The organism is Streptomyces sp. NPDC008139 (assembly GCF_042957025.1).
Classification (GTDB): domain Bacteria; phylum Actinomycetota; class Actinomycetes; order Streptomycetales; family Streptomycetaceae; genus Actinacidiphila.
In genome coordinates this window covers 46052-59560 of the sequence record NZ_JBIBHM010000012.1, presented here as the reverse complement: position 1 = coordinate 59560, position 13509 = coordinate 46052, and the positions used below count along the sequence as shown (strand labels likewise).

Genomic DNA, 13509 nt, shown 5'->3' with positions numbered 1-13509 from the left:
CGTGAAGGGCGGACAGGGCGATGGGTGTGGCGATCCGGAGGGCCGGGGCGGACGACCGGGAGGTCGTGGTCGGGGTGCTGGACAAGGTGTTCAGGAACGACCCCGTGAGTAGCTGGGTCTTCCCCGACCCGGAGCACCGGCTGCGCAAGCACGCGTCGTTGATGGGCGCCTTCGCCGACCAGGTACTCGCCGACGGCTACGTCGACATGACGGAGGACGGCAAGGCGGTCGCCCTGTGGATGTCGATACCCGCGACCACCGACGCGCCCGAGGACGCCCAGGCGCACGCGGACGACGACCCCGCCGCCTTCCGCGAGGCGGTCGACCCGGCCAACGAGCGCGTCGAGCAGATCGCCCGCATCCTCGGCGAGGGCCATCCCACGGGCCCCGCCCACGAATACCTGCTGCTCATCGCCGTGGACGCGGAGTTGCAGGGCCAGAGCCGCGGCACCGAACTGATCTCCGCCGTCCTCGAACGCTGCGACCGCGACGGCCTGTCCGCGTATCTGGAGGCCAGCAGCGAGCGCAGCCGCGGCCTGTACGAGCGGCTCGGCTTCGTCTTCACCGGCCGCACGATCGACCTCCCGGACGGGCCTCACATGTGGCCGATGTGGCGCGAGCCGCGCGCCGCGGCCGTATAGGCGTGCCGGTAGCCGTACCTCCTAGGCGGAGGTACGGCACCCCTGCCCGCGGGTAAGGAGCAGAAGAGGCACGGCCGTTGGTACGCGGTCGGGCGCGGGGGAGAGGCGGCGGGGTGATGTCGGACACGGGAGCGGCAGCCGGTACGAATGCGGGTACGAATACGGGTACGGGTACGGATACGGGCGCCGGGGGCGGCGGTTCGCGGGACGCGGCGGGGACGAATGGCCCGGCCACCCTGCGCGAAGTCGCCCGACTCGCCCAAAGGCACGGCTTCGGCGACTCCCGCGCCGTCCACGCGCTCGGCGGCGGTGACGTCGGCTGCGTCGCCTTCGGCCTCGCGGTCGTCCTGCTCGCGCCCGGCATCGGCCTGGTCCTCCACCCGTACAACCCGGTGGTCACCTCGATCGGCGTCACCTTCCTCGTCCTCGCCCTCGCGCTGCCGATCACCGCGTTCCGTTACGAGAAGCGCCGCGACAACCGCATCCCGCGGCTGCACGTCTTCGACGGCGGCATCGTCATCACCCGCCCGACCCGGATCGACGTCCACCCCTGGCCGGACATCCGCGTCGTCGAGCGCGAGGACTCCGTCGCCATCGGCCAGGGCGGCACGACGCGTCAGGTCCACCGCCTCGAACTGCACGCAATAGACGGTGACGTGCTGTGTTCCCTGGGCGACGCCTTCGACACCGTCACCGTCGTCAGAGTCGCGATCGCGGGCGGCGCGCGTACGTCATAGCGGCGCGGGACTGAGAGTGCGCAGGGCCGTCAACTCGGCACCCCTATCGCACCATTCGGACACCCGCTCCCGCCGTCACGAAGGCCGGCCGCCGAACTGCCAGTCGTGGACCTCCACATCGGTGTACCGCTCCACGCTCAGTACGGCCCGCGCCGCGTCCGCGTCCGGTGCCCGCAGCAGCGCCGCCGTCCCCAGCCACTGCTCGCCGTCGTCCGACAGCAGCGGCCCGTACGCAATCAACTCCTCCTGCCCGGACGGCACATCGAGGTCCACGGCCTCCCCCTCGCCCAGCCCGATCACCAAAAACCGCTTCCCGCCGGTCCGGCCGCCCGCGAAGTCCCACATGGTCCGCCCCAACGCGTTCCGCCAGCGCCGCAGCAGCACATCCCGGTAGACCCCCGCCTGGTAATTCGGCTCATCGAACGCGAACGCCCGCGCCGCCCCCGCGTCGGCCACCTCCACGATGTGCACACTCCCCGTCGGCGTCTCCCCGTCCCCCGCCATCGTCGGCCCCCGCGCGATCAGCCCCTCCGCGTACCGGTCCATATACGCCCAGTGCGCCTCCCCCAACTCCTCCCGCAGCCCGACCGACCCGACCCGATCCCGGTGATAACAGAGAAACTCCATCCCCCCAGATTCCCCCACCCCCTTCCCCCCGCCCCTCACCGACCCCCGTTCCCTCGCGGTACCACCGCGCGAACTCCCCGACAGCGAATGGGGACGCGGACGGTCCGAGTCGGTCGCGGTGCGTACCCGCGCCGAAGGCGGCCAGGCGCTGGTCCGCCCTCCGGAGGGCAGCGAGACGGTCGCGTACGTGATCGGCTCGCCATCCGTCGGGTTTTTGGGGGTGGTGGCGGGGGTGGGGCTGGACGGCGGGGCGGAAACTCGTCGCGGGCCGCGAAGGCTGACGTGCGGGCGGCGGGGGCTCATCTACAGTGCTGCGGTCAGTGCCTGTCAGCCGGCGATGTGAGAAGGAACAGCGGACCATGCCGACCGAGACGTTCGAGTTCCAGGTGGAAGCGCGTCAGCTTCTGCAGATGATGATCCACTCGATCTACTCCAACAAGGACGTGTTTCTGCGCGAGTTGGTGTCCAACGCCTCGGACGCGTTGGACAAGCTGCGGCTCGAAGCGCTGCGGGACAGCGAGTTGGACGTGGACGTGTCGGACCTGCACATCGGGCTGGAGGTGGACCGGGAGGCCCGTACGCTCACCGTGCGGGACAACGGGATCGGGATGTCCCGGGAGGAAGTGGTCCAGCTCATCGGGACGATCGCCAACTCGGGGACGGCGAAGTTCCTGCGGGAGCTGAAGGAGGCCGAGGGCGCGGGCGCCGCCGAGGGCCTGATCGGGCAGTTCGGGGTCGGGTTCTACGCGAGCTTCATGGTGGCGGACGAGGTCACGCTGCTGACGCGGCGCGCGGGGGAGACCGAGGGCACGCGGTGGACGTCCAGCGGTGAGGGGACGTACACCGTGGAGACCGTCGAGGACGCCCCGCAGGGGACGGCGATCGTGCTGCGGCTGAAGCCGGAGGACGCCGAGGACCGGCTGTACGACTACACCTCGCCGTGGAAGATCAAGGAAATCGTCAAGCGGTACTCGGACTTCATCACCTGGCCGATCAGGATGGCCGCGGAGCCCGCGCCCGCAGCCGAAGTGCCCGAAGGCGAGGCCGATGGGGAGAACGGGACCGACGCGGCGGCTCCCAAGCCCGAGGCCGAGCCCCAGATCGAGACGCTGAACTCCATGAAGGCCCTGTGGGCCCGCTCCCGCGACGAGGTCAGCGACGCCGACTACCACGAGCTGTACAAGCACATCAGCCACGACTGGAACGACCCGCTGGAGATCATCCGCCTCCACGCGGAAGGCACCTTCGAGTACCAGGCGCTGCTGTTCATCCCGGCGCACGCGCCGCAGGACCTGTTCATGCGCGACTACAAGCGCGGCATCCAGCTCTACGTGAAGCGCGTCTTCATCATGGACGACTGCGAAGCGCTGATGCCGCCGTACCTCCGCTTCGTCAAGGGAGTCGTCGACGCGCAGGACCTGTCGCTGAACGTGTCGCGCGAGATCCTCCAGCAGGACCGCCAGATCGAGCTGATGCACCGTCGGCTGGCGAAGAAGGTGCTGTCGACGGTCAAGGACATGATGGCCGCGCGGCCCGAGCAATACGCCACATTCTGGCGGGAGTTCGGCCGCGTCCTGAAGGAGGGGCTGCTCGGCGACTTCGAGAACCGTGACGCTATCCTCGGCGTCAGCTCCTTCGCCAGCACGCACGACAAGGACGCGCCGACGACGCTCGCGCAGTACGTCGAGCGGATGAAGGACGGCCAGGAGCACATCTTCTACGTCACCGGCGAATCGCGGCAGGCCGTCGAGAACTCCCCGCACATGGAGGCGTTCCAGGCCCGCGGCATCGAGGTGCTGCTGCTGACCGACCCCGTGGACGAGGTCTGGGTCGACACGGCACCGGAGTTCGGCGGCAAGCAGTTCCGCTCCGTGGCCAAGGGCGAGGTCGACCTCGGCACGGAGGAGGAGAAGCAGGAGGCAGGGACCGAACGGGAGAAGCAGCAGGAGGAGTTCGCGGGCCTGCTCGCCCGTATGACGGAACTGTTGAGCGAGCAGGTCAAGGACGTACGCCTCTCCTCGCGGCTCACCGTCTCGCCCGCCTGCGTCGTCTCGGACACCAACGACGTGTCACCGGCGCTGGAGAACATCTACCGCGCCATGGGCCAGGAGATCCCGCGCGCCAAGCGGATCCTCGAACTCAACCCCAAGCACCCGCTGGTCGTCGGGCTCAACCGCACCCACGCCGAGCGCCCCGACGACCCCGCCCTCGAAGAGACCACCGAACTCGTGCACCAGCTGGCCCTGTTGGCCGAGGGCGCCGAACTCCCCGACCCCTCCCGCTTCGTGAAGCTGGTCGCGGACCGCCTCGAACGCACCTTGTGAGACAGGGCTCTTGAGGGCGCTGGGGCCGGGGGCCGTACGGATCGCCGTGCGGCCCCCGGCTCTACGCGTGAGCCCCTGTACGTGAGCCGCCGCACGCGCGATCCCTGTACGTGAGCCCCTGTACGCGCGATCCCCGTACGCGAACCGCCGCACGCGCGCCCCCTACACGTGCGGCGTCGCCGCGACCGCCTGCTCCGCCGTCCACCGGTCCATCCGCTCCCACTGTCCGAGCAGCCACTCGCTGCGCGCCGCGTCCCCGACCGGGACCTCGGCCGCCGGTATCCGCCACCAGTGGACCCGCACCGGGCGGCGGAACGGGAGGAAGTCCCAGGCGGCGCGCGCGGACGCGATGACGTCGAGGCCGGAGTGGACGACGAAGACCACCTCCGCGGTGGGCGCGGCGGCCAGTACGGCGAGGCTTCCGGCGTCCCGCGGCGGCAGCACGTACCGCAGCCGGGCCGCGCGGGCCGCGCGCCGGTACTGGCCGAGGCGGCGCAGGCTGGCGATGGCGCGGCGGTGGCGGCGCGGGGTGAAGTTGCCGCCCTCGGGGAAGATCACGAGCGCGTCGCGCGACCGCAGCCCCGCCGCCAGTTCGGTGATCGCGTCCTCGGCGGTGCCGTGCGCGGGGGGCAGGAAGCAGTGCGGGACCCGGCCGAGCAGGACGTCGAGGCACGGATCGGCGCGCAGGACGCCCTTCAGCACGGTATGCGGCAGCAGGCGTACGTCGGTGAGCAGCGTCTGGAGGAGCAGGAACGAATCGCCGACGCCCGCGTGCCGTACGAACACCACGAGCGGTACGTCCGGCGGCCGGTCGCCCACGGGCAGCGCGGGCGTCATCTCCACCTCCAGGCGGAACAGCCGGTCCGCCACCTTGCGCAGTACGGCCAGCAGCCGCGCGAGGAGCGCGAACGCCTCGGCCGCCCGCCGGTCCCGGTCCGCCCTGGGGTGGTGCAGGAAGAGCGCGGACGCCGCCAGCACTCCCGTGAGGTCCACGACGAGGTAGACGAGCAGGAAACCGGCCAGACGCGTCGGCCGCCACGCGCCGCGCGACGGGATCGACACCGGCGCGCTGAGTACGGTCACGGCGATGAGGAGGGCCGCGGCCACCGGTATCAGCGCGACCACGAGCGCAGTGGTGACCGTACGCCGGGCGGCCGTGCCCAGCGCGGCGCCCGCGGCTGCGACGGCGGTGCCGGTACGGGTCGTCGGCCGGACCCGCGCGGCCGGGTCGGCGCTCGCGAGCGCGTCCGTACCTGAACCCGCCGGGCCCGTGCCTGGACCCGCCGGACCCGTGCCTGGACCCGTAGCTGGACCCGTAGCTGAACCCGCTGGACCCGTCCCCGCGTTCAGGCCCGAGTCGAGGCCCGTCACGCCGGACCTTCAGCGGAGTGCGGGTCCTCGGAGTCGGAGCCCTCCGGAACAAAGGACGTGGGGGCGGCGGCCCCGTCGAGCGCGCTCTCCAGATACCGCGACGAGGCGGCGTAGGCCCGCTCGATACGGTCCGCCGTCTGCCCGAAGGCCCGGTGCCGCAACTGGCCCAGCGCCCCGGCCGCTTCACCGGACGCCGCCCCGCTGGGCAGTACGTGCACGGTCACGTCCGACGGCAGGTCGGCCATGTCGCGGGCGAACCGGTGCCTGCGGGCGATCTCGAAGGCGACCATGGCGACGTCCCACGGCAACTTCGGCGGAGTCAGCGGCCGTTCGATCCGGCCGACCTGGAGGACGTAGATCTCGCGCGCGCCCAGGGCGACGGCCCTGCCCACCGGGATGCTGTTGACGAGGCCGCCGTCCACGAAGTGCTCGCCGTCGACGTCGACCGGCGGCAGCAGTCCGGGCACGGCCGACGAGGCGAGGACCGCCTCGATCAGCGGGCCGCGGTCGAACCAGTGCTCGGCGGCGTTCTCGATGCTCGCCGCCACGCACTGGAAGGGCACCTCCAACTCCTCGATGAGCGCGACCTGTACGTGCTCACGCAGGAGGTCGACCAGCGGCGCCGGGGTGTAGAGGTGCGTACGGCTCCGCACGGCGGTGCTCACGCGGCCCATCAGCGAACCCGCGAACACCCCGGCCTTGCCCAGCCCCGTCCACAGCTCGATCAGCCGGCCGACGGCGGTCTGCGACGGCTCGGCGGCCACGGCGGCCCCGTTGATCGCCCCGACGGAGGTCCCGAGCACCATCCCCGGCTTCACCCCCTGGGCGAACAGGGCCTTGAGCATGCCCACTTCGTACGCCCCGAGGGCCCCACCGCCCCCCAGCACGAACGCCGGTCCCCCCGCTTCACCCGCACTGTGGTCCATGCCAGAACGCGTGCCCCCACTCCTTCCCCCCAATCAGCCGCCCGAACTCGCCACAGCCGCGGCGCCGCCTCGACGGCCGGGCGCTTTCGCGGCGGACGGCGCCGCCCGTGGCGGACCGGCGTACGCCGTCGAGGCGGCGGCTGCGTCCTTGCGCCGACCGGGGCTTCGCGAGCGGGGGGTGGCGGCGGGGTGGTTGGAGCAGACTGGTGGGCCGCGTCGCGTCGGGGCGAGCCGGGCGGGCCGAGCCGGTGCCTTCGTCCTCCTTCCGCCGAGCCGGTCCGGTGACGACCGCCACGTCACGGCGAAGGGCGTACACCGATGACCGAACCCCCGACGACCGAACCCCCGACGACCGAAGAGCCTCCGACGACCACCGTTCGGCCGGTGGCGTCGTCCCCGACAACCGGCCAGTCCCCGACGACCGGCGGGCCCCCCACGGCCACGGCGGGCACCGCTGCTGCCGACGACGACGAAAAGGCCGTTCCCGACGAGGAGTTGCGCCTGGCGTTTCCGGGCGACCGCAGTGAGGAGGCCGGTTACGCGATCACGCTGCGCGCGATGGCCCGCCGACTGCCCCAACTGGTGCGCCGGGCACTCGGCATGGCCTGGCACGTGGACCGCAAGGCCGTCACCGCGCTGCTCGCCTGCCAAGTCCTGTCCGGCGTGCTGGAAGCGCTCGGCCTGCTGGCGGTGACCGGCACGATCACGGCCGTCATCGCGTCGGGCCACATCGACGAACGGCTCCGCCAAGCCGCGCCCTCCCTGGCTCTGTTGGCGTCGGCGGCGGGCGTACGAGCGGTGCTGGGCATCGCCGTCACCGGTCTGTCCACGCGCCTGGCTCCGCGGATCTCGCGGGAGGCGGAACTGCGGCTGCTGGACGCGGCGACCCACGCGGAGCTGACCGCGTACGACCACCCCGGCTACAACGACCGCTGGGACGCGGCCGACCGGGGCGTCGAGGTCTCCCAGGACATGCTCAACCAGTCCCAGAACATCCTGGCAGCCGCCGCCTCCCTGATCGCCGCCGCGGCCGTACTGACCAGCGTCCACCCCGTTCTCCTGCCGCTGCTCGTTCTCGCGGCGCTGCCGCAGGCGATCGCGGGCGTACGGGGAGCGCGGCTGAACTACCTCGCGTCGCTGGAGACGATGAAGGACCGCCGCCTGCTGGGCGTCCTGCGGTGGAATCTGGTCGACAAGCAGCACGCCGACCAGATCCGTTCGGGCACGATGGCCGACTTCCTGCTCGGCAAGTACCGGGCGGCCGGGGCGCGGGTGGACGCCGCGACCGACCGGGCCGCCTGGCGCGCGGCGAAGATGTCCCTGATCGGCAGCCTGGCCGGCGGAGTCGCGGCCGGAGCGGTCTGGGCGGCGCTGCTCTTCCTGATCAGCACCGGCCGCGTGTCCGTCGCGTCCGCGGGCACGGCGACGTTCGCGCTGCGCACGGTCGCCATGGGGCTGCACGGCATCATCGGCTACGGCGCCATCATCTTCCGTACAGGGATGTACCTTGACGACTGGTCAGATTTCCTGGACGAGGCCGGTGGCCACCGGATCGCCCGCGGCGAGACCGTACCGACCGGCCCGGCCGTCGTACGCGCCGACCGCCTCACGTACACCTACCCGCACGCCGACCGGCCCGCCCTGCTCGATGTCAGCCTCGACGTGCGGCGCGGCGAAGTCCTCGCCCTGGTCGGCGAGAACGGCTCGGGCAAGACCACCCTCAGCAAACTCCTGTCCGCCCTCTACCTCCCCGACAGCGGCCACATCACCTGGGACGGCGCGGACACCCGCACCCTGGACGCGCACGCCGCCTGGGCCCGCGTGGCCGTCGTACCCCAGGAGTACGCGAAGTGGCCGCTGACCGCCCGCGACAACATCACCCTCGGCCAGCCCCGAACCGACCACCCGAACTCGGCTGTTGATACGGCCGCCCGCGCCTCCGGCGCCGACGAGGTCGTCACCTCCCTGCGCTCGGGCCTGGACACCCTCCTGGCCCGCGAGTGGTGGGGCGGCCAGGAACTCTCCGGCGGCCAGTGGCAACGCGTCGCCCTCGCCCGCGCCTTCCACCGCGACGCCGGTCTCCTCGTCCTCGACGAACCCACCGCCGCCCTCGACCCCCGAGCCGAACACCGCATCTTCACCGGCCTGCGCACCCTCGCCGCCGACCGCGCCGTCGTCCTGGTCACCCACCGTCTCACCAATGTCACCGTCGCCGACAAGATCGCCGTCCTCGACCAGGGCCGCCTCGTCCAGTACGGCACCTTCACCCAACTCCGCGACACCCCCGGCCTCTTCCACGACCTGTGGCTCCTCCAGAACGACCGCGAGCCCGGCATCCCCGCCCAGCCCTCCGGTCCCGTGGAGCAGCAGCAGACGGCCGACCTCTGAGAGGGCGGTTCGTGAGGCTTTGAGATGTTCTGTCATCGCCTGATGGTGTGGGTGCGGGCCGAATCCGCTGGCCTGCAGCCGATGGACTGTTGGGGTGGTGGGGTGAGTGAACGCAAGCTGTACCCGAGCGACTTATCGGACGAGCAGTGGTCGTTGATCGAGCCGGTGATCACCGCGTGGAAGGACCGGCATCGCTCGGTCAGCGGCCACCAGGGCGCCTATGCCATGCGGGAGATCGTGAACGCGATCCTCTACCAGAGCCGGACCGGCTGCCAGTGGGCCTACCTCCCGCACGACCTGCCGCCCAAGAGCGCGACGTACTACTACTTCGCCGGGCGGCGGAACGACGGGACCGACCGGGTCGTCCATGAACTCCTGCGCTGCCAGGTCCGTGAACGGGCCCGCCGATTAGAGGACCCGGCCCTGGTGGTGCTGGACACCCAGAGTGTCCACGTCTCTTCCGGGGTCCCCGCCTCCACGACCGGCCGGGACGCAGCGAAGCGCGTGCCGGGCCGCAAGCGGGGCCTGGCCGTGGACGTGCTCGGTCTGGTCATTGCCGTCAACGTCCTCGCCGCGAGCGCGCACGACAAGGCGGCGGGCATCGCCCTGCTCAACCATGTCGCCCAGAACGCCGGCGGAACCGTCCGCAAGGCACTGGTCGGCCAGGGCTTCAAGAACCAGGTCGTCGCCCACGGCACCCGCCTCGGCATCGGCGTCGAGATCATCGAACGCAACCCGCAGGACGAGGGGTTCGTCCCGCAACCGAAGCGGTGGGTCATCGAACAGACCTACGGGATCTTGATACTGCACCGGCGCCTGGTCCGCGACTACGAGCACCGCCCGTCCTCGTCCGTCTCCCGCGTCTACTGGGCCATGACCGATGTCATGGCCCGCCGTCTCACCGACGCGAACACCCCCACGTGGCGCGACCCGCAGACGGCGGCCGCGTGAACATCCAGCCCCTGCTCGAGGCACTCAACATCCAGGAGGACGCCGCCCGGGCCTTGGCCGACGACCTCCGCACGCAGATCGGCAAACTGCAGACCCGCCTACGGGAGGCCGAAACCCATCTCGAGCAGCTCGCGATCACTCGGAAGACCGTCACCGGCCTCACCGACCTGCTCCCAGCCGGCCCGCCGGACCTGCCCGAGCACCCGGACTACCCCCGCATCCTCGCCGTCTTCAACGACACGACCGGACCGCTGCGGGCCAAGGACGTCTGCGAATCCCTCGACCACGAACTGCTGCCGACGAACATCGAAGGCACCCGGGCCAAGCTGAAACGCCTGGTCAAGCTGGGCATCCTCACCGAAGCCGACACTGGCATCTTCACCAGGAACCAGTAGCCGACACCAGCAGCCTTGGCCCAGCCCCGCCCAGAAGCGGACATCAACCCACGAACCTCCTCTCGGGATCTGTTCTCGGAGTGCAAGGGAATCGGCAGGGGAGGACGGGCTCGAGAACAGCCTCCTGCCGAGGGCTGCTTGAACCGAGGAGGGCTTTGCGCTGATCGCCCGGATGGGTGCGAGGTCGTGCTTCACAATGTCTCCCTGTGACGAGCACCTGGATGACCACGGCCATTGCGATTGTCGGCACGCTGCTGGGCAGCGCACTGACGGCGTTTGTAACCGCTCGGACTGAGCGGCGGAAGAATGAGGCTCTGGAGCGGCAGCAGATACGCCAGGAGGCCGCACAAGATCGCACTGCGCTTCGTGAGTCGCGGGTTGAGCACCAGAAGTGGCGCCGGGACCGCCGCCAAGCTGCTTACAAAACCTTGATGGATGCAGCTCATGAAGCGCAGGGGGCCATCTGGCAACTGTCACGGCTGACCCTGGAGCCCTATGACCAGCATCGTTATGACACATGGCGTGGTGCAGCCATCGATGCGGTACGGGCAACTCGGCAGGCTGCCAACACGGTTGAGCTCGAAGGACCCGCCGCTGTGGCGCAGGCCGGCGCCGAGTACGCAGAAGCCATCGATCAGCACATCCACCCGCCCATTCAATACCTGATGGAACTGAGCAGGGGGCCGCTGACCGGTGAGCAGAAGGATCGCTATCGCTCCTCCGCTGCGGAAACGGGCCTTCACGTGGACGACATGCAGCGGCGCTTTGTTTCTCTCGCGCGTGCGGCCCTCGACGAGTTGATGGACGAGGCCGACCAGCGGACGTAAGCCTTGCCCCAGCCTCACCCAGAAGCGGACATCAACTCACGAACCTCCCTCTGAGACCGGGTGACGACTTCGGAGGCGCCCGGAGTGCCGTCACGCTGCCGGTCCGGCCGCACTTCGCCCCGGCCGACGCCCCCTGCCGCTTCGTAGCGGAGCGTCCTATGATCGTCGCGCTACGTGGGAGGGGGTGGGTCATGGCGGCGGGGGGATCGGCTTCGCGGCGGGCTCAAGAGGCGCGTCGGCAGGAGCGGTTGCTGCGGGAGCAGTGGCAGGCGGCGCGGCGGCAGGCGCGGCAGTGGGAGAGCGCGAGCGAGGGAGAACAGCGCGTCAGCGCACAGTTGTTGGTGCTGACCGAGCGCGGCTGGCGGCTTCTGGTGGACCGGCGGTGGCCGGGTACGCGGTCCGCGAACGTGGACATGCTGCTGGTCGGGCCCGCCGGTGTCTTCGTCGTGGACGTCAAGAACTGGCGCGCCGACCCGGAGGTCGAGGACGGCCAGCTCCTCGCGGGCGGTGAGGTGAGGGACGACCACGCGCGCAAGCTCTCGGCCGTGACCAAGACCGCCGAGACGGCGGTCGCCTCGTTGGGGATGTCCCCGGTCGCGGTCCGGCCGCTGATGGTCTTCGCCGACAAGCGCGTGGACACCGTGCTGGGGAGAATCCGGCTCCTGGGGGAGCGGGAGGTCGGTCCCTATCTGCTGGCGGAGCGCCACCGGCTCAACGCCGACTCGGTGCGCGCCATAGCCGACCATCTGGAGCGGGTGTTCCCCGAGTACGAGGGATCGTCCGTCACAGAGTCGGCCACAGAGTCGGCCACAGAGTCGGCCACAGAGTCGGCCGCAGAGCCGTCCAGCGCCCCGAACTCCGGACGCCAAGAACAGCCGCCCGCAGGGCTGTTCGACCTCGACCGCATGCGCGAGGCCGCGCTGGACGCCGCCATGCGGGCACCGATCGAGCAGTGGATGACCTTCCTCGCCCAGGACCAGGTGTCCCTCGTCCGCCGCAACTGGTCCGGCCCCGCCCGTATCAGCGGCCCCGCCGGTACGGGCAAGACCGTCGTCGGTCTGCACCGCGCGTCCTACCTCGCCCAACGCACCACAGGACGCGTCCTGTACGTGACCTTCGCCAGCAACCTCCCCCGCGTGCAGGAGACGTTCCTGCACGCGATGTCCCCCGCGGTGGCCGACCGGGTGGAGTTCCGCAGCCTGCACTCGTGGGCGCAGCAGTACACGCAGGACCGCGGTGTGCCGGTGAATCTCAACGGGGACAAGGCCGAGACGGCCTTCAGCCTCGCCTGGACGCACGCGGGGCGCGACAGCCCGCTGACCGAACTCGACCCGTTGCCGCGCTACTGGAAGGACGAGATCGACTACGTCATCAAGGGCCGCGGGATCACCTCCTTCGAGGAGTACGCCGTCCTGCCGCGCCGCCGCCGTCGGGTGGGCCTGCGAAGGCCCCACCGGCAGGCGGTCTGGGGACTCTACGAGGCGTACGAGTCGCTGCTCGCCCAACGCGGCGTGCACGACTTCAACGATGTGCTGACCCTCGCGCTCGCCGAAGCGAGCAGCTCCACCGACGCCGCGCCGTACGCGGCCGTCATCGTCGACGAGGTCCAGGACCTGACCCTCGTCGGGGTCAAGCTGCTGCACGCCCTGATCGGTGACGCTCCCAACGGCCTGCTGCTCGTCGGGGACGGGCAACAGGCCGTCTACCCCGGGGGATTCCGGCTCTCCGACGCGGGCATCGACATCCGCGGCGAGCGCGGGCAGGTGCTCAGCACCAACTACCGCAACAGCAAGAACATCCTCGACGCGGCCCTCGCGGTGGTCGCCGACGACGCCTTCGAGGACATCGACGGCGTACGCAGCTCCGGCGCCAGGGAAGTCGACCTGACCTACCACGACGGCCAGGTGCGGCGTGTGGACCGGCCGACCGTCGAGGACCACGACCGGGCCCTGCTGGAAGCGCTGTTGGCCCTGACCCCCGCCGAGCGGGCCGACTCCGCCGTGCTCTGCCCGTCCGTACGGGCCATCGGCCGCTACCGCGACCTCCTCACGGCTTCCGGCGTCCAGGTCTGCCCGCTGGAGCGCTACGCCGGTCACGCCGTCGAGGGCGTCAAGCTCGGAAGCTACCGGCGCGCCAAGGGACTTGAGTTCAAACGCGTCTACCTTCCGCGGTACGACACCTCCCTGCTGACCGGCGGCGAAGGGCTCACCGAGACCGAGCGCGAGCGCCGCGAACTCGGCCGCAGCCAGCTCTTCGTCGCCATGACCCGCGCCCGCGACACCCTCTGGCTGGGCAGCGTCACGCCCACCGCGCGAGCGTGAC

The 13509-nt window shown here is 70.9% G+C and carries 11 protein-coding genes; 8 read left to right on the top strand and 3 right to left on the bottom strand.

Annotated elements, in window-relative coordinates; translation table 11 throughout:
- Positions 1-20 precede the first annotated feature (20 nt).
- Together ACFZBB_RS25055 and ACFZBB_RS25050 are read left to right on the top strand one after the other, a co-directional pair.
- Entirely contained in the window at positions 21-641 is a 621-nt protein-coding gene (locus ACFZBB_RS25055; protein WP_391126437.1) for a GNAT family N-acetyltransferase, read from the top strand.
- Between the two features lie 116 nt (positions 642-757).
- Positions 758-1378 carry a hypothetical protein gene (locus ACFZBB_RS25050; protein WP_391126434.1) on the top strand — a complete coding sequence of 207 codons (621 nt, stop codon included), beginning with the start codon at positions 758-760 and terminating at the stop codon, positions 1376-1378.
- 75 nt (positions 1379-1453) lie between these two features.
- On the opposite strand, the gene ACFZBB_RS25045 is transcribed toward ACFZBB_RS25050, so the two are convergent.
- The gene (locus ACFZBB_RS25045; protein WP_391126432.1) at positions 1454-2005 is read right to left on the bottom strand and encodes a YciI family protein; all 552 of its coding nucleotides are present in this window, start codon (positions 2003-2005) and stop codon (positions 1454-1456) included.
- A gap of 359 nt (positions 2006-2364) precedes the next feature.
- Between ACFZBB_RS25045 and htpG the strand changes: the two genes are divergently transcribed.
- Positions 2365-4329 carry a molecular chaperone HtpG gene (gene htpG, locus ACFZBB_RS25040; protein WP_391126429.1) on the top strand — a complete coding sequence of 655 codons (1965 nt, stop codon included), beginning with the start codon at positions 2365-2367 and terminating at the stop codon, positions 4327-4329.
- A 162-nt stretch (positions 4330-4491) separates the two neighbouring features.
- Here the strand turns inward: htpG and ACFZBB_RS25035 are convergent, their stop codons facing one another.
- Positions 4492-5700, bottom strand: a complete 1209-nt coding sequence (locus ACFZBB_RS25035) for a hypothetical protein (protein ID WP_391126426.1) — start codon at positions 5698-5700, stop codon at positions 4492-4494.
- On the bottom strand, positions 5697-6626 hold the full coding sequence (locus tag ACFZBB_RS25030) for a patatin-like phospholipase family protein (RefSeq protein ID WP_391126423.1): 930 nt from the start codon (positions 6624-6626) through the stop codon (positions 5697-5699). The genes ACFZBB_RS25035 and ACFZBB_RS25030 overlap by 4 nt, the downstream gene beginning before the upstream one ends.
- Positions 6627-6944: 318 nt before the next feature.
- Between ACFZBB_RS25030 and ACFZBB_RS25025 the strand changes: the two genes are divergently transcribed.
- The 5 genes from ACFZBB_RS25025 (at position 6945) to ACFZBB_RS25005 (ending at position 13508) form a co-directional block, all read left to right on the top strand.
- Positions 6945-9014, top strand: a complete 2070-nt coding sequence (locus ACFZBB_RS25025; protein ID WP_391126420.1) for an ATP-binding cassette domain-containing protein — start codon at positions 6945-6947, stop codon at positions 9012-9014.
- A gap of 102 nt (positions 9015-9116) precedes the next feature.
- Positions 9117-9965, top strand: coding sequence for an IS5 family transposase (locus ACFZBB_RS25020; protein ID WP_391126417.1), 849 nt, complete (start codon positions 9117-9119; stop codon positions 9963-9965).
- The gene (locus tag ACFZBB_RS25015; RefSeq protein ID WP_391126414.1) at positions 9962-10360 is read left to right on the top strand and encodes a hypothetical protein; all 399 of its coding nucleotides are present in this window, start codon (positions 9962-9964) and stop codon (positions 10358-10360) included. Before ACFZBB_RS25020 ends, ACFZBB_RS25015 begins: the two co-directional genes overlap by 4 nt.
- 206 nt (positions 10361-10566) lie before the next feature.
- Positions 10567-11187, top strand: a complete 621-nt coding sequence (locus ACFZBB_RS25010) for a hypothetical protein (protein ID WP_391126412.1) — start codon at positions 10567-10569, stop codon at positions 11185-11187.
- 248 nt (positions 11188-11435) lie between these two features.
- Positions 11436-13508: a UvrD-helicase domain-containing protein gene (locus ACFZBB_RS25005; RefSeq protein ID WP_391126408.1), complete on the top strand. Its 2073-nt coding sequence runs from the start codon at positions 11436-11438 to the stop codon at positions 13506-13508.
- Position 13509 lies beyond the last annotated feature (1 nt).

Coding starts and splice junctions, on each gene's coding strand:
- ACFZBB_RS25055 (WP_391126437.1), top strand. CDS start 21: ATGGGTGTGGCGATCCGGAGGGCCGGGGCGGACGACCGGGAGGTCGTG.
- ACFZBB_RS25025 (WP_391126420.1), top strand. CDS start 6,945: ATGACCGAACCCCCGACGACCGAACCCCCGACGACCGAAGAGCCTCCG.
- htpG (WP_391126429.1), top strand. CDS start 2,365: ATGCCGACCGAGACGTTCGAGTTCCAGGTGGAAGCGCGTCAGCTTCTG.
- ACFZBB_RS25030 (WP_391126423.1), bottom strand. CDS start 6,626: ATGGACCACAGTGCGGGTGAAGCGGGGGGACCGGCGTTCGTGCTGGGG.
- ACFZBB_RS25045 (WP_391126432.1), bottom strand. CDS start 2,005: ATGGAGTTTCTCTGTTATCACCGGGATCGGGTCGGGTCGGTCGGGCTG.
- ACFZBB_RS25050 (WP_391126434.1), top strand. CDS start 758: ATGTCGGACACGGGAGCGGCAGCCGGTACGAATGCGGGTACGAATACG.